The sequence below is a fragment of the Facklamia miroungae genome, assembly GCF_012396555.1.
Taxonomy (GTDB): domain Bacteria; phylum Bacillota; class Bacilli; order Lactobacillales; family Aerococcaceae; genus Facklamia; species Facklamia miroungae.
On the sequence record NZ_JAAXPS010000016.1, the window covers coordinates 1 to 21,933 of the forward strand.

At 35.9% G+C, this 21,933-nt stretch carries 20 protein-coding genes; 16 read left to right on the plus strand and 4 right to left on the minus strand.

Annotated elements, in window-relative coordinates:
- Positions 1-12: 12 nt before the first annotated feature.
- A complete protein-coding gene (locus tag HF969_RS10220) occupies positions 13-105 on the plus strand; it encodes an IS3 family transposase (RefSeq protein ID WP_425591400.1) in 93 nt (30 codons plus the stop codon).
- Positions 106-149: 44 nt separating this feature from the next.
- Here HF969_RS10220 and HF969_RS09435 read toward each other — a convergent pair whose 3' ends face one another.
- Complete coding sequence (locus HF969_RS09435; RefSeq protein ID WP_168427211.1) at positions 150-1,031, minus strand: DUF1189 family protein; 882 nt, start codon at positions 1,029-1,031, stop codon at positions 150-152.
- Positions 1,032-1,116: 85 nt separating this feature from the next.
- The gene (locus tag HF969_RS09440; protein ID WP_090290499.1) at positions 1,117-3,783 is read right to left on the minus strand and encodes a YfhO family protein; all 2,667 of its coding nucleotides are present in this window, start codon (positions 3,781-3,783) and stop codon (positions 1,117-1,119) included.
- A 176-nt stretch (positions 3,784-3,959) separates the two neighbouring features.
- Between HF969_RS09440 and HF969_RS09445 the strand changes: the two genes are divergently transcribed.
- From HF969_RS09445 to HF969_RS09475, 7 genes are all read left to right on the plus strand, one after another.
- A complete protein-coding gene (locus HF969_RS09445) occupies positions 3,960-6,083 on the plus strand; it encodes a peptidoglycan D,D-transpeptidase FtsI family protein (protein ID WP_090290513.1) in 2,124 nt (707 codons plus the stop codon).
- An 82-nt stretch (positions 6,084-6,165) separates the two neighbouring features.
- Complete coding sequence (locus tag HF969_RS09450) at positions 6,166-6,633, plus strand: hypothetical protein (RefSeq protein WP_090290500.1); 468 nt, start codon at positions 6,166-6,168, stop codon at positions 6,631-6,633.
- Between the two features lie 14 nt (positions 6,634-6,647).
- A complete protein-coding gene (locus HF969_RS09455; protein WP_090290501.1) occupies positions 6,648-7,262 on the plus strand; it encodes an endolytic transglycosylase MltG in 615 nt (204 codons plus the stop codon).
- A 90-nt stretch (positions 7,263-7,352) separates the two neighbouring features.
- On the plus strand, positions 7,353-7,505 hold the full coding sequence (gene rpmG / locus HF969_RS09460) for a 50S ribosomal protein L33 (RefSeq protein WP_090290502.1): 153 nt from the start codon (positions 7,353-7,355) through the stop codon (positions 7,503-7,505).
- Positions 7,506-7,642: 137 nt separating this feature from the next.
- Complete coding sequence (locus HF969_RS09465; RefSeq protein ID WP_090290503.1) at positions 7,643-8,326, plus strand: rhomboid family intramembrane serine protease; 684 nt, start codon at positions 7,643-7,645, stop codon at positions 8,324-8,326.
- A 10-nt stretch (positions 8,327-8,336) separates the two neighbouring features.
- Positions 8,337-9,305 (plus strand): ROK family glucokinase, encoded by a 969-nt coding sequence (locus HF969_RS09470; protein WP_245694867.1) that lies wholly within the window; start codon positions 8,337-8,339, stop codon positions 9,303-9,305.
- Positions 9,306-9,307: 2 nt separating this feature from the next.
- Complete coding sequence (locus tag HF969_RS09475; protein WP_090290505.1) at positions 9,308-9,703, plus strand: rhodanese-like domain-containing protein; 396 nt, start codon at positions 9,308-9,310, stop codon at positions 9,701-9,703.
- 35 nt (positions 9,704-9,738) lie between these two features.
- Here HF969_RS09475 and HF969_RS10225 read toward each other — a convergent pair whose 3' ends face one another.
- On the minus strand, positions 9,739-9,885 hold the full coding sequence (locus HF969_RS10225) for a DUF4044 domain-containing protein (RefSeq protein WP_143406580.1): 147 nt from the start codon (positions 9,883-9,885) through the stop codon (positions 9,739-9,741).
- 119 nt (positions 9,886-10,004) lie between these two features.
- Between HF969_RS10225 and gndA the strand changes: the two genes are divergently transcribed.
- Genes gndA through HF969_RS09495 form a run of 3 tightly spaced genes read left to right on the plus strand, consistent with a single transcriptional unit; the run spans position 10,005 to position 13,707 of the window.
- Positions 10,005-11,450: an NADP-dependent phosphogluconate dehydrogenase gene (gene gndA, locus HF969_RS09485; RefSeq protein WP_090290507.1), complete on the plus strand. Its 1,446-nt coding sequence runs from the start codon at positions 10,005-10,007 to the stop codon at positions 11,448-11,450.
- A 57-nt stretch (positions 11,451-11,507) separates the two neighbouring features.
- On the plus strand, positions 11,508-12,209 hold the full coding sequence (locus HF969_RS09490) for a response regulator transcription factor (RefSeq protein WP_090290508.1): 702 nt from the start codon (positions 11,508-11,510) through the stop codon (positions 12,207-12,209).
- Positions 12,193-13,707 carry a sensor histidine kinase gene (locus HF969_RS09495; RefSeq protein ID WP_245694868.1) on the plus strand — a complete coding sequence of 505 codons (1,515 nt, stop codon included), beginning with the start codon at positions 12,193-12,195 and terminating at the stop codon, positions 13,705-13,707. The genes HF969_RS09490 and HF969_RS09495 overlap by 17 nt, the downstream gene beginning before the upstream one ends.
- A 54-nt stretch (positions 13,708-13,761) precedes the next feature.
- Here HF969_RS09495 and yidC read toward each other — a convergent pair whose 3' ends face one another.
- Complete coding sequence (gene yidC, locus HF969_RS09500; protein WP_090290509.1) at positions 13,762-14,715, minus strand: membrane protein insertase YidC; 954 nt, start codon at positions 14,713-14,715, stop codon at positions 13,762-13,764.
- 257 nt (positions 14,716-14,972) lie between these two features.
- Between yidC and HF969_RS09505 the strand changes: the two genes are divergently transcribed.
- From HF969_RS09505 to HF969_RS09525, 5 genes are all read left to right on the plus strand, one after another.
- The gene (locus HF969_RS09505) at positions 14,973-17,747 is read left to right on the plus strand and encodes a DNA translocase FtsK (RefSeq protein WP_425431573.1); all 2,775 of its coding nucleotides are present in this window, start codon (positions 14,973-14,975) and stop codon (positions 17,745-17,747) included.
- A 153-nt stretch (positions 17,748-17,900) separates the two neighbouring features.
- Positions 17,901-19,466 carry an ABC transporter ATP-binding protein gene (locus tag HF969_RS09510; protein WP_090290510.1) on the plus strand — a complete coding sequence of 522 codons (1,566 nt, stop codon included), beginning with the start codon at positions 17,901-17,903 and terminating at the stop codon, positions 19,464-19,466.
- Positions 19,466-20,551 carry an ABC transporter permease gene (locus tag HF969_RS09515; RefSeq protein ID WP_090290511.1) on the plus strand — a complete coding sequence of 362 codons (1,086 nt, stop codon included), beginning with the start codon at positions 19,466-19,468 and terminating at the stop codon, positions 20,549-20,551. The genes HF969_RS09510 and HF969_RS09515 overlap by 1 nt, the downstream gene beginning before the upstream one ends.
- Positions 20,551-21,507, plus strand: a complete 957-nt coding sequence (locus HF969_RS09520) for an ABC transporter permease (RefSeq protein ID WP_090290512.1) — start codon at positions 20,551-20,553, stop codon at positions 21,505-21,507. The genes HF969_RS09515 and HF969_RS09520 overlap by 1 nt, the downstream gene beginning before the upstream one ends.
- Positions 21,508-21,565: 58 nt before the next feature.
- Positions 21,566-21,933 (plus strand): TIGR01212 family radical SAM protein (locus tag HF969_RS09525; RefSeq protein WP_486599023.1); only part of this gene is annotated, 368 nt, incomplete at its 3' end.

The following is a 21,933-nucleotide window of genomic DNA, read 5'->3' on the forward strand; positions in this document are numbered from 1 at the left end:
TTAGAGAAAGAAATTAAAAGTGATATCCGTTGGTATAACGAAGAAAGAAATAAAACAAAATTAAACGGCTTGTCTCCTGTTGAATACAGGCTACAAACCGCTTAATAATTAAATATTAACTTTTTGTCCGTGTTTTGGGGTGCACATCATTATTGGGAGTCCTTCTTATTGTCTTTTGATTTTTGATCTTCTTCCTTGATGATACTAATATCCATATGTGATAAAAGTTGGTGCATAAACAAAGTATGCTGTTTAAAAGTATGATAAATAATAAAAAGAGTTAAGCCTACTAGCAAATAAAAAGGGACATAAAAAGCTGGCCATATGAGTTTTATCGTTTCAATCAATAGAATAGGGACAAAAGAACACAAGATAACTAGTTTCATTCGAACTGAAAAAGGAAGTGGAAAATTTAAGCGTGCATTTAATATGCCTGTTAAGATTGCGGTGATGATCAAAAAATATAAGTGGGATAAACTAGATCCTATCCAAGTCACTATCACCATTAGTAGAATTTGTATCCAATTAAATTGGCTGCCATAATTTAATAAAGTAGTCAAAGCTTCTTGATTAGCAATAAAATCATGTTCAAACGTAAATAGTTGTTCATTCTCAGGTGTGTAAACAAGGACTTGATTTTTTATCAACAACAAATTGAAGGTGCTAGTTAATTGAAGATCAGAATTTTTGTCTGAGCTAAGCACGAGTCCTTCTTCTTTAGAAAGATTAGTTATTTGATCGTCAATGACTAATTGAAATTGGCGAGAGTGATAATGAAGAGCTTTTTCGCCTTGAATAAGTTCAAGCTTGCCCTGATTAACCTTAAAATCAGGTAAGTAAGCGATACTTTCTTGAATATCATCTTGAATAGAATGAAGTGTCGGTAAAATAGCTAGGCAGAAATTGATTGCCATCAAAAGAGTCACTATTAATGGAAGTACCAGGATGTGCTTCCACTTTAAATTGATACTTTCGATATAGAATCTTGGATTCTTAAGGCCATTTTTTAGGATAAAAAATAATTTTTTCAAATAAAACATCCTTTAATCTAAAACTTAATAGAGCTATCTTATCCAAATATAACATAAGATGCAAGTTGAATCATGTTTTAATATATTATATCAGAAATCCTTTAATCTTAAATCGAAATTTTTTCTGATCTAAAATAATTAGCAAGGCACCTGTTAGACTGACAAAGGCGCCGTAAATGATTGAATTAGGAAAATAGGTCATTTTGATTGCGTGCTTTCCATTTTTAAGAGGGATCGCCATTAATGTGTTATTTAAGACAGGCTGAGCTTTAATCTCCTTATCGTCCACTTTGATTTTCCAATCCGGATCATAAGGTAATGTGATAAGCATAAACCCTTCTTTTTGTTGCATTTTTATCGTTCCTTCGACGGCATTTTCTTTAAAGGAAGAAATTTCAAATTGATCGTTTTTTCTTTTAGTTATCATTTTTTGATACCTGTCTAAATCAAACTCATAAAGTCGAATTAGATTCGCTTTGAAACTATCTTTCTTTAATTTCACTCGCAATAAATGGTCTTTTCCAGCCTTTCCAAAAGCAGCGTCCATCACTTGACGACTATTGGAAGGTGAATAGAAATCATACGTTTTACTATTAAGTAGTAATGAAACTTTGTTATCTGAATATTGATTAGGGAAGGTAAAATAATAAGGATTATCAGACTTTGTTTCAAAAGCTAAAGCAATGGAAGCATTTCGGTTAAGATCTTCTTTGGTATAAGTATAAAAATCGCCATCACCTTTACTTGTAACTTTTAAGTTAAGATAGTCGATGTCCTTAAATGGTTGCTGTTTAAAGAAAGGCTGTCCATTTCCATCAAAATCAATCAATCTGAGTAATTTTTCTTGGTTTTCAATCGGTTTAAATTTTTTAAATTTTGTATGTTTGATATCAGAAGAAACTTCCATGCCTAAGCCTAGCAAATCATTATTTTCATAATAAACATAACGCTTTTCCTTGTCTTTTTTCTCGTGGGCCCTTATATCAAAGTCAGTAGCTTCGCGGTAGAGAGGAAAGTTATCAACCGTTGTATACATATTTGTATTGGAAGTGATATCGACTAAGTAGCGAATATTAAATAGATCATCGGTAAAGAGCGTGCCACTGGTATAGTTAATCGAATTACTTGTGTGAGGCAGTCCCAAGTAACCATAAAGTTGGGTACTAGCAGCTTCTATAGTAGATCCAAAATGACTCACACTCGGATAATTTGCAAAAAGCGATTCATTTTTTGTTCGTTGAAAAGTTTTATAAATACGATAAAATTCATTTTTTTGAGGTCGAATAGGTTTAACAATATCATCCAATAAAGTGATGTAGTCATTAAAGCGCGATGGCTGAACATAATTATCATTTTCTGACAAGATGAGAAAGCCATTCAAATTTAATTCAAAACATGCAAGTATTAATAGCACGTAATTTAATAGTTGATGAGGCTTGCGACTAAGATATAATACCAAGCAGGTCAATAAGATGAATACGAGTGAGTAGAATATTTTTTCGGTAGTTAAAAAAGAATAATCCGTACGGATATAATAAAAGAAACAAAAGCCCGTTAAGGCTAAGATAATCATTAGTATTTGTCTGAGTTTGATCAATTTCATTTTATCATATGCCCGGATAGCTAAAATTAAAATAAAAAAGCTGACGACAAATGAAAAGCGCGAATGATACCAAATAGGGAATTGCCCTAAATGCCATAATTTATCTAAATTAGAAAAGGTAAAAGAAGCAAAGTAAAAAGCTAATAAAGATAAACTGATTAATTTCTCTTTTAAAGCGATGGAATGAGAAAGAAAATAATATAAAATTAATACAGTAGCAGCCATACCGACATAAAAATTAGCCGATCCACTCGCCATCTCACCATAATCAAAGGCTCCAATAAAACTTTTAGAAAAGAGATCAAGGATGGAATATTGACTTGTCCAATCTAAAATAAAATTAAATTGTCCCTCTGCTTGTGCGCTTTTACTTCTAAGTGTGGACATAAAAGTGGGAATCAGTAAAAAACCAGCTAAACAGGTCGAATAAAAAGAGTGCTTTATAAATGATAGGTACTTAGTTATCACTTGCTTTAAGGATAAGTCTCTATCATCTTCGTAGATAACAAAAAGACAATAGCCAATTAAAAAGAGACAAATCATATAACTAATGTAATAGTGGCTGATCATTGAAAAAGTTAAAGCGAAAATATAAAGTAAGGGTTTATTATTCTTAATTAAGCGATCTAATCCTAAAGCGATTATAGGGAGAAAGAATAAACCGTCTAGCCACATAATATTTAATTGATAAGCCATTGTATAAGACATAAAACAGTAAGCCTGGCTAAATGTAATAGCCACAACTGGGTTTAATTGATATTTTTTTTCGACAAAATAGTAAAAACTAGAAGAGATGGCTAGCAGTTTGAAAAGTGTTAAAAAAGAAACAGCTAAGTCTAAATTTTCTTGCTTGAACAAAAGTAAAAGAAGGTTAAAAGGACTCATAAGGTAATAGGCCCACAAACCAATCATTTCACCACCGATTCCTTTTTCAAAGGAATAGAGGAAAAGTCTAGGATCTTCAGTAAGAGCTCGTTTATAAAGACTAAAAAAATCTATATATTGTTGACCTAAATCAATCGTGAGCATGGTACGTTCGGATTGGTCACCAAGAGGAATAAATTCCATCAAATAAGCAATCAGATTAGCAATCAGAAATGTAATTAATAAATTCAATAAAACAAAATACAATTTACTCTTATTTTTCACGAAAAAACTCCTTTTTCTTGAAATAATGCTTATCTATCTTAGCAAAAAAATCTGAAAAAAGCATAAATTATTTTATGTTCGATGAGCATTCACTTAAGTGATTGAGTTTCAACTTGACCGATAGTTTGCTATAATAACTTAGACTTTAGAAAATAGCTACAGAAAGTATGATGAAGATGCCTAAAAGAATAATCAACAATCATAAGAAAAAACGTTCACATATACCTAGAAGACTCAATCTCTTATTTTTCATAGCATTTTTAGCTTTTACTGCACTTTTCATCCGTTTAGGCTATTTGCAATTATATAAGGGCGAAAGCTTAACAAAAATGGTACAAAGAACAGAATCCACAATCTCGACAGGGGCTGTTCCGCGAGGGATGATCTATGATAGTCAAGGAGATGTTATCGTTGGTAACCAACCCGAACGTGCCATTCTTTTCACTAGGAATCGTGCTTCAAGAGTTGATAATGAAGATTTGATTAAAATTGCGACACAACTCGCGTCTTTAATTGAAGTTCCGACGCAAGGAGTTACTGAAAGAGATAAAAAAGACTACTATATCGTTAATCATATCGATGAAATTCGTAAACGATTAAACGAGAAGGAACGGCTCTTGTCTGGTACAGAAGCTTATGAAGCACAACTTTCAAAGGTTAAAGAAAGTGATTTAGATTTTTCAGAAGCTGAATTAAAAATCATAGCCATTTATAAACGGATGGCAGCAGCTTATGAATTGTCAACGGTGACCATTAAAAACAAAAATGTAACCCAAGAAGAAATTGCGAGAGTGAGTGAGAATTTAAGAAATTTACCAGGTGTACAAATAGGTACTGATTGGCAACGCGTATACCCTAAACAAGACATGCTAAGGTCTATTCTAGGTCAAGTATCTACAGAAGAACGAGGTATACCCCGAGAAGATGCCAAAGAATTACTGCTAAAAGGGTACGCAATGAATGATCGTATTGGTATTTCATATTTGGAAAAGCAATACGAGTCGATTCTAAAAGGCTCGAAATCAGTCTTTAATATTGTGACCGATTCCAAAGATGATATCCTAAAAAATGATAAAGTATATGAAGGTTCTAAAGGCAACAATCTGGTCTTAACGATTAATACGGATTTTCAAGCGAAGTTAGATGAAATTGTTGAAAGCAGCTTAATTAATATGGGGGACGACCAAGGTTTAAATGACCGGGTTTATGTTGTTGCCTTGAATCCCAAGAATGGAGAAGTCTTAGGTATATCCGGAAAAAGATATGCTTATGACAAAAAGAATGATACTTACGATCGTGAGCAAATTGTTGATGACGCCTTAGGAGCAATCAACACTTCTTATGGTATGGGCTCTAGTGTGAAACCAGCCATGATCGCGATGGGTTATAAAGAAGGAGTCATTTCTCTAACAGATAATGTGATTGTCGATGAGCCGCTAAAATTTCAGGCATCTCAAGAAAAAACATCACTCTTCAACCGGACAGGTCAAATACCGATTGATGATATGATTGCTTTACAGCGTTCTTCGAACATCTATATGATTAAGTTGGCGATGAGAATTGGTGGTCAATATAATTATGAAGAAGAAGGCCGATTAAATATTAATCCTCATACCATTGATATTCTTAGAACAAATTTTGCTGAATTTGGTCTAGGAACCAAGACGGGAATTGATTTGCCGAACGAATCGATGGGATATACACCAGCAAGTAATATGTTAGTGTCGGCGTTAGATTTATCGTATGGCCAATTTGACCTATACACCCCACTACAAATGGCGCAGTATGTTTCAACAATTGCTAACAACGGCAAAAGATATTCGCCAAGATTAGTTAAAGAAGTCCGTGGAACGGATAAAAATGGGATGTTAGGTGGGATCATTACAACTATTCCACCTCGATTAATGAACGTTATTCAAATCGATCCAGCAGAAATGCAACGCATTCACGAAGGTATGAAAATGGTGTCACATACTAATGAAGGAACCGCTTCTACTTATTTACTGGATTATCCTTTTGAAATAGGATCGAAAACAGGAACGACTGAAGCGTTTTATGCAGGACCCATTCAATATGCAAAAAATGACCCCGTTATCAATGGTACTTATATTGGATATGCTCCTTTTGATGATCCAGAGATAGCAATCAGTGTTATTGTACCTTATCTCAATCAATCTTCTTATGGTGGAGCTGCCACACGGATTGCCCGCGAAGTTTATAATGCCTACTTTGAATTAAAATCAGATACCAGACAGACAATTATTGATTACAAAAATGCAAAAGGTCTAAATACTCCGTAATATTTTAAGAAATTTCAGAAAGATTTATTTGAATCTTCACAGACATTTGTTAAACTGATAAAAAATAGATGAGGTGAAAAATATGGATATATGGATTTTGGTGCTTGCGCTTTTAGTATTGGCCATCATCATTTTATTGATGTCGCTATTTGCTAAAGACCCGACTAGTAATGCGAGTCTTAGCAAGAAAGTGGAAGAACAAGGAGAAAAAATTAGAGAGTTGCAACAAGATATTAATCAATTAAATGTTGATCCTGTTCATAAAGGGAAGATTGAAGAGGATTATATGGAACCTGTAACGGCGGAAGATGTTTATTTTGCACCGGAAAATAAGCAAGAAACAGATGCAGAAATACACGAAACTATACCTGAACCTGTTAATGAAGAATTGGCTCAAGCACGCATAAATTATGACGTTAATGATCGTAATCGCGAAGATATCATTCGTTATTATTCACAAGGCTATACTTTAAAAGAAATTGAAAACGAGGTGGATGAAGAGCTCGTAACGATTCAATACGTTATTGATGAATATATTGAAAACCGCTAGTTAGGAGGTTTAAAATGAAAAAAGAAAACTTAAGGTCATTAGGCGTAGGTCTTCTTATTGCCAGTTTGTTAACAGCTGCTTATGCAACCTTTGTCCAAGGGAATGTTCCCATTGAAGGGGTAACATTACCAAGTCTGCTTAATGGTCAAGAAGCAAGCCTTTTAAAAGACAAGGTTGAAAAAGGTGAAGCTCGTCTTGAAAAATTGACGAGCGAAAAAGAAGACTTGAGTCAACAAGTTGAAAAACTCACTGCCGATAAAGAATCGCTAATAGAAAAGCTCGACAAACAGAGAGAATCTATTGATTATTTAGAATCACTGAGAAATAAGGATGATGAGACAGCCGACCAAGATGAGTCATCGGCTAATTCTAATGAAGAATCAAGTAATAATAGTAATCAAACGCTAGCAGATGGTTCATTTGTGATTAATCAAGGCGAAAGCGCTAGTCAAATTGCTCAGCGCCTAGAAACAGAAGGGTTTATTGAATCAGCGACAGAGTTTCAAAATTTAATTGACCAATGGCAATTAGGATCATTAATTCAAACGGGTGAATACCAACTAAGTTCAGATATGTCCATTCATGAAATTGCTAGTCAATTAACGAATGGAGCATACTATTATCAATAAAAAAATCATAGCTAAATTCAAGCAACAATGGTATAATCTTATAGTGCTGTTCTTGGAAGAGTAAATAATTATGAGTTTGGAGGGAAAATCATGCGCGTAAACATTAACTTAGAATGTACTGAATGCGGTGAACGTAATTACTTAACGAATAAAAATAAACGTAATAATCCTGATCGTCTGGAAGTTAAAAAGTACTGCCCAAGAGATCGTAAGGTTACTTTACACCGTGAAGTTAAAAAATAATTTTATTAGAGTCTGGGCATCTTTGTCCCAGACTTTTTCTTTTTTATCTTAAAGAATTTTAGTAACGGAGAGTAAAATAAGAAAAATTCTGTCTCATAGTGTATAATGGAGTTCAAATTGTTAAAGGAGTTTCCTACATGAGAAAAAGCCGTATTTTAGCCTTACCTTTTATCACCTATATATTAGTGGCAGCGAACCTTTCTGTCTTTATTTATATGCTAGTAAAGTTTCAGACTACTACTTCACTCGAAGCCTTATTAAAAACGGGAGCCAAGTCAAATGAATTGATTCTTTTCCATGGAGAGTGGTGGCGATTGATAACACCAACCTTTATACATATTGGGTTAGAACATTTATTATTCAATAATCTTTCTCTCTATTTTATTGGCCAAGACTTAGAAAAAATATTAGGTCATGGTCGTTTCTTACTTTTATTTTTATTAGCTAGTTTTGGCGGGAATGTCTTTTCCTTTGCCTTTAATAATAATGTGTCAGCGGGAGCGTCGACTGGAATATTTGGTCTCTTTCTAGCATATATCGTTCTAGCTAAAATGTACCCGAACCTGACTGTCTTAAGGCAGAGAGCGATCAATTTTTCGCTACTCATCCTTATGAACGTTATTACTGGATTCACTTCTCAAGGAATTGATCAATGGGGGCATTTTGGTGGTGCGGTATATGGAGGAATGACGACTTTTGTATTAGGTTTAGACCGTAGAGTGATTACTCGCTATGATAAGAAAACCCGCTTAGCTGTTTTTATAGGAATGATTCTTTTAACAGTAGTTTTAATTTTGGGAAAAGTTTATTATTATCGTTAGGAGGATGGGCATGAAGAAAATTATTGCCATTGATTTAGGTGGGACAAGTGTAAAAATTGCGATTGTTTCTCAACAGGGCCAAATTATTGAAAAATGGTCACTTCCGACCATGAGCCAGCAAAAAGGTCAACTGATTGTTCCAACGATTATTGAAGCGATTATATCCAAACTAGAAGAAAGAAAAGAAAGAGTCGAAGATTATTTGGGAATCGGTATGGGAAGTCCTGGTACTATTCTAAAAGATGGGTCGGTAAAGGGAGCTTATAATTTAAATTGGGTCAATCCTCATCCGGTAAAAGCTATATTCCAACAAGAGATTAATTTACCTTTTGTTATCATTAACGATGCGAATGCGGCTGCTCTTGGAGAACTTTGGCAAGGAGCCGGCAAAGGATGTAGTGATCTAGTTATGTTGACGTTAGGAACAGGTGTCGGTGGAGGCATTATTTGTCAAAATCGTCTGATTGAAGGATCTTCGGGATCTGCGGGAGAAATCGGCCATATAACGATTGATCTTTCAAACCAATTTCAGTGTTCTTGCGGCAAGAAAGGCTGTTTAGAGGCAATTGCTTCAGCAAGGGGTTTAACTAATTTGGCAAAAGTTCTTGCAAAAGATTATCAAGGGTCTTCGTCTGCTTATCAAGCGTTTATGGTTAGTCAGACGATTGATGCTGAGAAATTGATTAAGGCAGCCCGAGCCAAAGATGACTTTGCATTGAGAATATTTGATGAATTTACCAAATATCTTGGCTTAGCTTGCTCTTATTGTGCCAATATATTAAATCCTGATCGAATTGTAATTGGTGGAGGGATCTCTAATGCAGGCACCTATCTCAAAGAAGCGATTGAGAATCATTATCAACATTTTGTTTTTCAGCCGATTAAAGATCAAACACAAATCACCCTAGCAGAACTGGGTAATGATGCTGGGATTTTGGGTGCAGGCTATTTATTATTACTAAAAGAAAGTGGGAAATAAAAATGAGTATATTTGAATTGTTTTTATGGATAATTGTTGCTGTATCAATAATTTATGGATGTTATTGGGTAAGTCTATGGATCATGCGTAAAAGATCAGCCAAACTAGTAGCCAGTGGGGAATTGAATGATATTATCCGTAAAGTTCAAGTCATTGATGTGCGAGAAGTGGGAGAGTTTGATGCTAAACATATATTAGGTGCCAGAAATATTCCTATGTCTCAATTCAAAATGCGCTATAGTGAAATCCGAAAGGATATTCCGGTTTATTTAGTCGATGATAACTATTATCTTAGTTCCAGAGCAGCAAATATCTTACGTAAAAATGGCTATGACCAAGTGTTTATTTTAAAAGGTGGAATGGAAAAGTGGTTTGGCAAAACCAAATCAAGTCTATAAAAATAGAAGTGGGTAACCCACTTCCTTCGTTATCCTTAGTACCTCATGAATGAGAATACAAGACTTAAGATAATACCAATTAACATAGTTATTACCATGATAATTGAAAAAATTTTTATTAATCGATCGTATTTACTTTTCTTTTTTTTTCTAGGTTTCAATGACCGGAACCTCCTATTCATTAATAAAAATAGTTTAACTGAAAATCGCTCAAATTGCAATTTGTCTAAATAGGGTAACTTTTATTCAAATCCAAAGTTTGTTAGAATGAGATGATCACGAAAGAGAAGGAGATAAACAAATGACATTAGCTCAAGTCGGTGTAGTTGGAATGGCTGTAATGGGGAAAAATTTAGCTTTAAATATCGAAAGTAAAGGGTATCGAGTAGCTATTTATAACCGCTCAAAGTCCAAAACTGAAGCTATAATCGCTAGTCATAGTGCGAAAAATTTATTAGCTAGTTATGATCTTGAAAGTTTTGTGCAATCGATTGAAAGACCCCGTCGTATTTTGTTGATGGTTAAGGCTGGACAAGCAACTGATTCAACGATTCAATCTTTATTGCCATTATTAGATCAAGGAGACATATTAATTGACGGCGGTAATACCTTCTTTAAAGATACAATGAGAAGAGCTGAAGCATTAGCTAATTCTGGCATCCATTTTATTGGAATGGGAGTGTCTGGAGGTGAAGAAGGTGCCTTATACGGGCCAGCTCTTATGCCTGGTGGGCCTAAAGAGGCATATGATTTAGTCGAACCAATCCTTAAAGAAATTGCTGCTAAAGCACCAGCTGACCAAGAACCTTGTGTGGCTTATATGGGTGAAAATGGGGCCGGTCATTATGTCAAAATGGTTCATAATGGGATTGAGTATGGCGATATGCAATTAATTGCAGAATCGTACGCTATAATGAGTAAATTACTCAAAATGTCAGCGGATGAAATTGCGCAAGTTTTTGAGGAATGGAACCAAGGAGAATTAAACTCCTATCTGATCGAAATTACAGCCAATATCTTAAAACAAAAAGATCCACTCAGTGGGCGACCAATGGTAGAAATGATTGTGGATAAGGCTGGGAATAAAGGGACTGGTAAGTGGACCTCTCAATCCGCTTTAGATTTAGGTGTTCCTTTACCAACTATTACAGAGTCTGTGTATGCCCGCTTCATTTCTGCATTAAAAGACGAAAGAATCAAAGCAGCTCAGATCATACAAGGTCCAAATCATGATGCCTCTATTTTCCAAAAAGATCGACAAATCTGGATCGAGAAAATCCGTCAAGCACTCTATTTTTCCAAAATCATGTCTTATGCACAAGGTTTTGCTCAATATCGTAGTGCATCTCAAGAATTTCAATGGGATCTTAATTATAGTCAAATTTCACGCGTCTTTCGTGCAGGCTGTATCATTCGTGCACGCTTCTTGCAAGATATTTCTGATGCCTTCGATCGTAATAAGAACTTGACTAATCTTTTACTTGATGAATTTTTTACGCATATAACTAACCAGTATCAAACAAGTGTTCGCGAAATTATTGCCTTATCTGTGCAAGCCGGGGTTCCAGTTCCTGGTTTCTCAAGCGCGATTGCTTATTATGATTCATACCGAAGTGAAGTACTTCCAGCTAATTTAATTCAAGCTCAACGCGATTATTTTGGAGCTCATACTTATGAAAGAGTTGATAAAGAAGGAGTTTATCATTTTATTTGGAATGATGCGTGTGAGGAAAGAATAGATTTGTAATGTATTTAACATCGAATTCTTTCGGTTAACATGTGAAGTTTAGAGGAGGAAGTTAACATGTCAAAAAATTTAAACCAACGTGTCTTAATTGTTGAAGATGAAAAGAATTTAGCCCGTTTTGTGGAGCTGGAACTTCAACATGAAGGCTATGAAACGGCAATTTGCTATGATGGTCGTAGTGGGTTAGAGAAAGCTCTAGAAGAAAAATGGGATGTCATTTTGCTTGATTTAATGTTGCCAGAATTGAATGGGCTAGAAGTGGTACGTCGAATTCGCCCCGTCAAAGACGTTCCAATCATTATTATGACGGCAAGAGATTCGGTAATTGACCGAGTCTCTGGTTTAGATCAAGGAGCCGATGATTATATTGTTAAACCTTTTGCGATTGAAGAGCTGTTAGCCAGACTAAGAGCTTTGTTTCGTCGGATTGAAACGGAAGATGAATCTAGAGCACAAAACCAACCTTTTCTTCGCTTTAGAGACCTAGTGGTTGAAAAGGCTAGCCGAATGGTAAAAAGAAAAGGAGAAATCATTGATTTAACGAAAAGAGAGTATGAACTCTTAGTCTTTTTAATGGAAAATATTAATATGGTTATGCCTCGAGATGTTTTGCTTGAACAGGTATGGGGATATAAATCAGAAGTTGAGACTAATGTTGTGGATGTTTATATTCGATACTTACGAAACAAGATTGATATTCCAGGTGAAGAATCATATATTCAAACAGTACGCGGTACCGGCTATGTTATCAGAAATTAAGTTTGGCTCTATGTTTAAACATAAACAAGACCACCCCCTTTCGTTAAAATGGAAATGGGGTATTTTCTTATCCTTAGCAATGATTTTACTCTCTTTGATTTCCTTATTGATTTATCGCCATTTTGCTATTCAAATTTATATTGACCAAGCAAAAGAAGACCATCAAATTAAATTTGAAGCCTTAATTGAGGAACTTTCTGATGAAGTCCAGCCCTTTCAACCCCAACAGTTTTCGCCAAAAGCTAATCGAAAGACTGAATTAACAATTAACTTTTTAATCGATCATTATGCGGATGATCGGACAATTATTCGTTTGTTTAGTCCTGAACAAAAATTATTAAGTGAGAGCCGACATTTCCAATATCCAATTGTGTCTTCGAGTAAAGAATTAGAATTACAAACATTAGAGGGAAAGAAATACTTAATTGGCTCCAGTCGAATTTCTTCCAACAACAATCAAGAATTACTAGGAATCGTACAGTATATCGTGACGCCTGAGACAAAAGAAGTGTATGTTCAGAAATTAAACGCCTTTCTAATTCGTTGTTTTTTCCTAGTGAGTTTAATTTCTATTCTTTGCGGTTTTTTAATTGCCCATTACTTCTTAAAACCGTTAACCTATGTTATTAATACGCTAGATTTGTTAGAAGGAGATACACTTTCTCAAGTTCGTGTGGTGCGGCCTAGAACCAATGATGAGTGGAGCGATTTAAGTTTACATGTCAATAAACTACTGGATAAGATCGAGCTGTATGTTAAAGGTCAGAAGCAATTTGTGGAAGATGTTTCTCACGAATTAAGAACACCTGTTGCGATCGTTGAAGGGCATTTGAAGATGCTCAACCGTTGGGGAAAAGAAGATCAGCAAGTATTAGATGAATCGATTTCTGCTTCATTACAAGAAATTACCCGCATGAAGGAATTAGTTCAAGAAATGTTAGATCTTTCAAGAGCAGATCACGTAGACGTTGACTACAAAGATGCTGTAACTGAAATAACGACAGCTGCAGCACTGGTGCATCATAATTTTCAAATTCTTTATCCCGATTTTCATTTCTACTTAGACAATGAGAAGGGAAATAAAGTATATGTAAATATCTATCATCATCACTTTGAACAAATCCTTCTCATTCTTTTGGACAATGCGGTCAAATATTCGACTGACCGTCTTGAAATTCATATTTCGGTTAGTCAAACGATGAATAAAGTTGAAATTGCTGTTCAAGATTTTGGGGAAGGGATGACAGCGGAGGATAAAGTTCGCGTCTTTTCAAGGTTCTACCGTGTGGATAAGGCCCGTGCTCGAGCCAAAGGAGGCAATGGTCTCGGCTTAAGTATCGCAAAGCAGTTGGTAGAAGGATATCATGGTAAAATTAGAGTAGAATCAGTTTATCAAAGAGGATCTATTTTTTATGTTGAATTTCCAATTATAACCGACCAGCGCTTAATTTATAAAAGCGAACAACTTGCTAAAGAATTAGCAAAAGAAGAAAAATAAAAAAGTAGCAAGCTAACACAATTAAGTTAGCTTGCTATATTTTTATAAGCTGAATTAATTTTTCTTTTGTTTACCAGCATTTCTAGCTTTTGGAGTTTTTACAGGAACAATTCGATCAGCATTTACCTTTTCTAATTGTTTTTTAGTTTGTCTCGCTTTTTTCTGACGCTTTTCGCGCGGCATATTTTGATATTTTTGAACTTTTTCTTCAATATTTTTTTGAATTTTTGGTCGGGCAACTTGATTCATATAGAGTTGCTGTGCGAGATTGAATAAAGATCCAGTAAAGAAGTAGAGACCCAATCCAGCATTTGAAATGTAAGTAAAATATCCTAACATGAGCGGATTCATATACAACATCGATTGTTGCATCTGGTTCGCTTGTGGATTATCCACTGTAGGATTTGCAGTTCCTTTTTGCATTAACCAACTGGATAAGAAAGTAGTAGCCGCAACCAAAACGACTAAAAGCAGACTCTTTTCACCTAGATTAATACCTAGGAAAGATGCTTCAGCAATCTTATGAGAGGATCGAACAGCTGTATAAACCGCAGAAATAATTGGCATTTGAATCAGTAAAGGTAAGCAGCCAGATACGTTCGACAGCATATTGATATCGTATTTTCCATAGACTTGCATTAACTCTTGTTGCAGAGCAGCCTTTTCTTCCGGATCATCTGTTTCTTTCATTTCGGCTTGTATTTCTGAAATTTCAGGTTGGGCATATTTCATTTTTGCTGAACTTTCCATCGAAGATTTAGTCATCTTATAGGTAGAAGGTAGCATAAATAAACGGGTAATTAGCGTAACTATGATAATCGCGATACCATATGATCCGCCAAAAATATCCGCTAGAAAGTCTAGGAAGTGAGCGGTTGGAACACCCAAATACTCATAGATCGGCCCAGTTGGATTACCTGCTGAATCATAGCGAATACAACCTGTTGCCATTAAAGATACCATCGAGACAAGGAAGATCAACTTCCAGTATTTTTTTATAAATTTCATTTTTCACGCTCCGTCTAATTTATATAATTAACAATATAATATTTTGTATCGCTTTACAACTAATACAAGGACTTGATACATTCTATGATAAAAGACCCTTCGAATCAAGTATCAAATCGAATAAATGCTATTGTAGTATACACCAAATTTCACCAAAACATTTCACATAAATGATCAATACGATAATTTGTTCGATATCATTTATTATAAATGATATAATGACTCTTGCACGAGAGTTCTGAAAGGATGTGATGTGAGTGGCTCAAAAAAGAAAACAAACGAAGCGTCAGAGTCAATCACCGAAGCAAAACAAATATCAATCCCTTTATTTATTGTTAGGTATTATGATTAGTTTTTTAAGTTTAATCGCCATTTTTAATTGGGGAATTATGGGACTATTATTAACTAATGGTTTTCGGTTAATGGTGGGCGAAACTTATGGCCTTGTTCTCTATGCGAGCTTGTTTTTAGGCCTGATGATGATTTTGAAGGGAAATGTGATCAACATTCCAATGAGACCTATGATTGGGGGGCTTTTAGTCCTTCTAGCGTTAGCAGGAGGTTTACATTTTATTGAATATTATGATTTTTTACAAAATCAACCTGAACAGTCAGCTTTTGAGCATGTTTTTCAATTATATCGCAATGACCTAATAACACAACAAACAAATGCCAGTTTAGGTGGGGGGATAGCTGGAGCTGCCCTTTACGCATCAGTGGGTTTTTTATTTGGCAAGTGGGGATCTTATATTTTCTTTTCTGCTTGTTTTTTTGTCGGGTTAATTTTTCTATTAAATTTACCTTTGATTGCTGGTTGGCAGGCTATTCAAGAATTATTTATCCAATTTGTCAAAGTTTTCAGAAAATTTTTTCCTGACTTTTCAGAGATTAAGCAAGTTTATCAAGCAAATGATTTTGATCTTGAGAATGATCAGAGTTTAAGGACTACAGAGCAAAAAGAATTTTCTCTTGAAGACATTACTGATGATTCGTCTAGCGACACATATACTATAAGTGATGATCAAAATAAAAATATGTTCGCGAAAATATGGGATCGGTTTTATCTTTTCTTCATGAATAATGAGGATGATACTGTCCCTTTAAAAAAAGATCCGTCCCAAACCAATCGATCAACTTATATGCCGACTCTTGAAAGAGAGGACCAGCCGGTATATATTCCGGACAAAGCATATGATTTTAAACCATTTCATTATGAAGACTTTGATCAACAGGCATTGACTGCTAAACGCTTAGACCAGGAAGAAGGGCGTGTTCTAGATTTGGACTTTTTTGACCAGATGCAAGAACAAGAAGAAAACCTATCACTTTCGGCAAATAATATTCATAAAAATGGTGAAGAAAATGCTGACAGGGTGGATTATGAAGAATTAAATAAGAAAGAAAGACAAGCATCTATTAACGACAAGCAAGAAGTACCAGATATTGCTAGTGACGAAATTCAAGAAGTGCTTGATTTAGCGAGTGAGGAAAAATTAACAACTGCTAGCCATTGGCAAGATGCAAGCCATCAAAAACAAGCTCTAACGGATGACGGTTTAGATCAGGTATTAAGTGACAAAGAATTATTTAGCAAAACTAAAAATAAGCATAAAAAATCAAAAACCTATCAATTTCCTGGTAAAAACTTACTTAAAAAGTTACCTGTGGTGGATCAATCCGAAGAGTACCAACGAATTAATGAAAACATGAAAAAGTTAGAACGAACCTTTGAAAGCTTTGGTGTAGACGTAAAAATCGTTAAAGCGAACCTCGGCCCTTCTGTTACAAAATATGAAATTGAACCCGCCGTTGGAGTTAAGGTAAGTAAGATTGTGTCTTTATCCGATGACATTGCTTTGGCACTTGCTGCGCGTGATATCCGTATGGAGGCACCAATTCCAGGTAAATCATTAATTGGTATTGAAGTTCCTAATACGCAAGTTAGTCCAGTAGCTTTTAGTGAAATTGTCGATGCCGGATTGGAATCAGACAAACTCTTAGAAGTCCCTTTAGGCCGCGATATTTCAGGTTCGATTTGTTTAGCTGATTTGACCAAAATGCCGCATTTATTAATTGCTGGAGCAACGGGATCGGGTAAATCAGTGGGAGTTAACGTTATAATTTGTTCGATCTTAATGAAAGCGAAGCCTGAAGAAATTAAATTTTTAATGATTGATCCGAAAAAGGTGGAATTAACTCTTTATAATGATCTACCTCATCAGTTATCGCCTGTGGTTACTAATCCGCGTAAGGCAGCCAGAGCCTTGAATAATGTGGTGGAAGAGATGGAAAGACGGTATGAATTATTCGCAACAACCGGCGTCCGAAATATTGATGGTTACAATGAACAAGTAGACCGCTGGAATCAAGAAGAAGGAACGGGTTATGAGAAACTACCTAAAATAGTGGTGATTATTGATGAGTTAGCTGATCTTATGATGGTTGCATCTAATGATGTTGAAAATGCGATTATTCGCCTTGCCCAAATGGCAAGGGCAGCCGGTATCCATATGATTATAGCCACTCAGAGACCTTCAGTAGATGTCATTACAGGTATTATTAAAGCGAATATACCTTCACGTTTAGCCTTTGCTGTGTCTTCAGGAACGGACTCACGTACAATTTTAGACTCTGTGGGCGCTGAAAAATTACTTGGACGCGGTGATATGCTCTTCCAACCTATGGGCAAAAACAAACCGATCCGCGTTCAAGGTGCTTATATTTCAGATGAAGAAGTGGAACGAATTACCGACTTTATTAAACAACAAAGACAAGCTGACTATGACGAAAACATTGTAGTCAGCGAAGAAACTGCTCTTGATACGGATGTTTCGGATGATGAATACTATGGAGAAGCTGTAGAATTAATTAAAGAACAAGAAACGATTTCGATCTCACAACTGCAACGAAAGTTCAGAATTGGTTATAACCGAGCAGCTCGAATGATCGATGATTTAGAAGCCCAAGGCTTTGTTTCTGCTCAAGATGGAAGTAAACCAAGACAAGTGTTGATTGAATCCAGTGACGAATAAGTACATCTATTAGACCAAGTTAAACCAAAAAGCTACCTATTAATTGCTTATATTGATCCAGCTTGGTCTTTTTTTAATTTTTTACTGATTTCTGTCTAATTATCCGATATAATATAAAAGACTATGATCATACCAACGAAGAAAGGGGTTTCGATGAACATGGATCATGCTGTTATCGAAATGCGAGATATTTCCAAACAATTTGGCGATTTTTTTGCAAATAGAAATATCAATTTAGAATTAAAAAAAGGTGAAATTCATGCCCTCCTCGGAGAAAATGGTGCAGGAAAATCAACTTTAATGAATATATTGTCTGGTTTACTTGAACCTAGCTCAGGCCAAATTTATATGAATGGAGAGCCTGTTACAATCGGTTCTGCTAAAAGAGCAGTAGAACTAGGAATTGGGATGGTGCACCAGCACTTTATGCTGATCCAAGCTTTTACAGTCGTTGAAAATATTATTCTTGGGGATGAACCTACTAAAGGAATTGTTATGGATAAAGCGCAAGCGCGCGAAAAAATTCTTGAACTTTCTCAAAAATATGGATTGACCGTTGATCCAGATGCTAAAATTGAAGATATTTCTGTAGGGATGCAACAACGAGTGGAAATTCTAAAGACCCTTTACCGTGGCGCAGATATTTTAATTTTTGATGAGCCTACCGCGTCCTTAACACCTCAAGAAATTGAGGAGTTAATGGAAACAATGGATAAATTATCTAATGAAGGAAAATCAATCATTATCATAACTCATAAACTAAAAGAGATAAAACAAGTAGCCGATCGATGCACAGTTATTCGACGTGGCGAGTCGATTGATACAGTGGATGTCGCCCAAACTTCAACCGTTGATTTAGCCAATATGATGGTGGGTAGAAATGTTAACTTTAAAACTGAAAAGAAAACAGCCAATCCAAGTGATGTTGCCTTATCTGTTAAAGACATCTATATTGAAGACAGTCGGGGAGTTGTTGCAGTTGACAATTTATCATTTGAAGTAAAACATGGTGAAATTGTAGGAATCGCCGGTGTGGATGGTAATGGTCAGTCTGAATTAGTCTTATCAATTACAGGTTTATTACCGCCTAACTCCGGAGAAATTTTCTTAAATGGTGAAAATATTACCCATTATACGACACGCCAAATAGCGCAAAAAGGTCTCGCCCATATTCCTGAAGATCGTCATAAGTATGGTTTGATTCTTGATCGAAAGTTAGAAGATAACATTGTTCTAAAAGATTATTACCATTCACCATTTTCAAAATCTAACTTTTTAAATTTCAAAGAAATTGAAAAACGAGCGAAAGAACTGATAGAAAAATATGATGTACGTACAGTTTCAGAAAAGGTAAACGCGCGTTCTCTTTCAGGAGGAAATCAACAAAAAGCAATTATTGCACGTGAGCTAGAATTACATCCAGATATTCTTATTGCCGCTAACCCAACTCGAGGGTTAGATGTTGGAGCGATTGAATTTATCCATCAAGCACTTATTAATGAACGGGATAAGAATAAAGCGGTTCTCCTAATGAGTTTTGAGTTAGATGAAATTATGAATCTGTCTGATCGAATTTTGGTTATGTTTGACGGTAAAATCGTAGCTGATATCCCTGCTTCTGATACAAACGAAGAAGAATTAGGATTATTAATGGCGGGAACACCTTATGAAGAAGTTAAGGCAAATCCTAGTAAGATAGAAGGGAGTGGAAGTAAGTAATGTCAAGTTTAAATAAAGTTTTTACTTCCGTAGCATCGGTTGTTATTGGTCTAATCTTTGGAGCCTTATTAATGCTGGCCTTTGGATATGATCCAGTGACAGGTTATAAATTTTTAATTACAGGGGCTTTTGGTAATCCATTCTCTATTGGCCAGACTTTCCGTGCAGCTGCCCCTTTAATTTTTACTGGTTTAGGCTTTGCTGTCGCTTATACAGCAGGATCTTTTAATATAGGTCTTTCTGGTCAAGCGTTGTGGGGGTGGTTTGTTTCAGTTGGGGTTGCTCTCATGATGCCAGATGCACCTTCTTGGGTAGTGATTCCTTTGGCAATTCTTGCTGGTGCATTAGCGGGAGCCTTATGGGCAACCATCGCCGGAGCTTTAAAAGCTTATTTTGGTACCAGCGAAGTGATTGTAACGATTATGTTAAACTATATTTCAATCTATTTTGTCGACTATTTAATTCGATATGTGTTAACCGATCGGGCGGATAGAACCCCTTCCATTGGTCAAAATGCCAGTCTCAGAATGGATTGGCTCAGTCAGTTAACTAACAATTCGACTTTGCATGGCGGTATTTTCTTGTCGATTATAGCCGCAATTATTGTAGGTATTATGATGTCACGGACGACTACTGGTTTTGAATTAACTTCAGTCGGTCTCAATCGATATGCCTCAAAATATGCTGGAATGTCGGATAAGAAAAATATCGTATTAGCTATGTTTATTTCAGGAGCTTTAGCGGGTCTAGGTGGTGTGATGAACGGATTAGGAGAGTTTGGCTTTATCAACCTTCAAAACGGTGTGGCACCTGCAATTGGCTTTAACGGTATGGCCGTAGCCTTATTGGGAATTAATAATCCAATTGGAATTATCTTCTCAGCTATTCTTTTCGGTGCTTTAGAAACAGGGGCATCTACGATGGCACTATTTGCTAAGATTCCTTCTGAGATTGTCGATATTGTAATGGGAATTATTATCTTCTTCATTGGAGCTAACTTTATTATTTCCTATTTAAGAGAGAAATTTTCAGCTAAAAGAAAAACTAAATCGGTTAAATTCAATTCAGAAGGAGGGGAAGTCTAATGTCGATTAATCTTTTAACCCTTATTGTTTCTTCCACCCTTGTTTACTCAGCGCCTTTAATCTTTACTGCCATCGGTGGAGTATTTTCCGAGCGCTCTGGAGTTGTAAACGTCGGTCTGGAAGGAATCATGGTCATTGGGGCTTTGTCTTCGGTGGTCTTTAATTTGAGCTTTGCGGACCAGTTTGGTAGTATTACACCTTGGTTAGCTCTATTAGCAGGTGGGGTGGCTGGCATTCTACTTTCTGCTATTCACGCCTTAGCAACCGTTAACTTAAGATCTGATCACATCATTTCTGGAACAGTAATCAACTTAATTGCACCAGCATTAGGGGTCTTTCTAGTTCGAGTTCTATTCGATGGTAGAGGAGAAACCCCTTCTATTAGAGAATCTTTTGGTTACGCAACTTTTCCTATTTTGTCCGATATTCCTTTTATCGGTCCGATATTCTTTAAAGCAACCTCTGCACCGGCTTATGCTGGAATTATATTGGCTGGAATTGCTTGGTTCGTTTTATTTAAAACACCCTTTGGTTTAAGATTACGCTCTGTAGGTGAACATCCTCAAGCGGCTGATACTTTAGGAATTAATGTATATGGTATGAAGTATGCAGGGGTTCTACTTTCAGGCTTTTTTGGCGGCTTGGGTGGGGCGGTATTAGCGAACACCATCACCTTAAACTTTTCAGTATCTACTGTAGCAGGTCAAGGTTTTATGGCTATGGCGGCCATGATTTTCGGTAAATATAATCCGCTAGGAGCAATGGGAGCAGCAATTTTCTTTGGATTTGCTCAATCATTAGCTGTTTTAGGATCGCGTATTCCGTTGATAGATAGTATTCCTTCGGTCTATCTACAAATCGCACCTTATCTAATTACCATCATCGTGCTTGTCGGAGTAGTTGGCCAGTCGAGAGGGCCTGCGGCAAACGGAATCACTTATGTAAAATCTAAATAAAATATTCAGACTGATCATGAATTCATCATGGCAGTCTTTTTTAAATGAAAAGTTAGGAATGAAGAAGATGAATGGAAATAATAAACGTTATCAAACATGGAATAAACATTTAAAGGATCATTTTGGCGAAAAAGTCTTTAAAGTCTCACTGGACGGTGGCTTTACTTGTCCCAATCGTGATGGAACGGTGGCTTTTGGCGGCTGTACTTTTTGTTCGGAATCTGGTTCGGGCGACTTTGCTCAAAGTCGGTTGGACCCGCTGCCCATTCAATTGGGAAAAGGGATCCAGCAAATGCACAAAAAATGGCCTAAAGTTCAAAAATACATCGCTTATTTTCAAAACTTCACCAATACGCATGCACCCCTACATGTTTTAAAAGCGCGGTTTGAACAAGTCATTCATGAAGAGGGTGTGGTAGGGATAAT

Bases quoted from the DNA above. Each gene is read 5' to 3' on its own strand.
- HF969_RS10225 (WP_143406580.1), bottom strand. From the start codon at position 9,885: ATGAATAGGAGGTTCCGGTCATTGAAACCTAGAAAAAAAAAGAAAAGT.
- HF969_RS09450 (WP_090290500.1), top strand. From the start codon at position 6,166: ATGGATATATGGATTTTGGTGCTTGCGCTTTTAGTATTGGCCATCATC.
- gndA (WP_090290507.1), top strand. From the start codon at position 10,005: ATGACATTAGCTCAAGTCGGTGTAGTTGGAATGGCTGTAATGGGGAAA.
- HF969_RS09470 (WP_245694867.1), top strand. From the start codon at position 8,337: ATGAAGAAAATTATTGCCATTGATTTAGGTGGGACAAGTGTAAAAATT.
- HF969_RS09520 (WP_090290512.1), top strand. From the start codon at position 20,551: ATGTCGATTAATCTTTTAACCCTTATTGTTTCTTCCACCCTTGTTTAC.
- yidC (WP_090290509.1), bottom strand. From the start codon at position 14,715: ATGAAATTTATAAAAAAATACTGGAAGTTGATCTTCCTTGTCTCGATG.
- HF969_RS09455 (WP_090290501.1), top strand. From the start codon at position 6,648: ATGAAAAAAGAAAACTTAAGGTCATTAGGCGTAGGTCTTCTTATTGCC.
- HF969_RS09515 (WP_090290511.1), top strand. From the start codon at position 19,466: ATGTCAAGTTTAAATAAAGTTTTTACTTCCGTAGCATCGGTTGTTATT.
- HF969_RS09465 (WP_090290503.1), top strand. From the start codon at position 7,643: ATGAGAAAAAGCCGTATTTTAGCCTTACCTTTTATCACCTATATATTA.
- HF969_RS09445 (WP_090290513.1), top strand. From the start codon at position 3,960: ATGCCTAAAAGAATAATCAACAATCATAAGAAAAAACGTTCACATATA.
- HF969_RS09490 (WP_090290508.1), top strand. From the start codon at position 11,508: ATGTCAAAAAATTTAAACCAACGTGTCTTAATTGTTGAAGATGAAAAG.
- HF969_RS09510 (WP_090290510.1), top strand. From the start codon at position 17,901: ATGAACATGGATCATGCTGTTATCGAAATGCGAGATATTTCCAAACAA.
- rpmG (WP_090290502.1), top strand. From the start codon at position 7,353: ATGCGCGTAAACATTAACTTAGAATGTACTGAATGCGGTGAACGTAAT.
- HF969_RS09475 (WP_090290505.1), top strand. From the start codon at position 9,308: ATGAGTATATTTGAATTGTTTTTATGGATAATTGTTGCTGTATCAATA.
- HF969_RS09495 (WP_245694868.1), top strand. From the start codon at position 12,193: ATGTTATCAGAAATTAAGTTTGGCTCTATGTTTAAACATAAACAAGAC.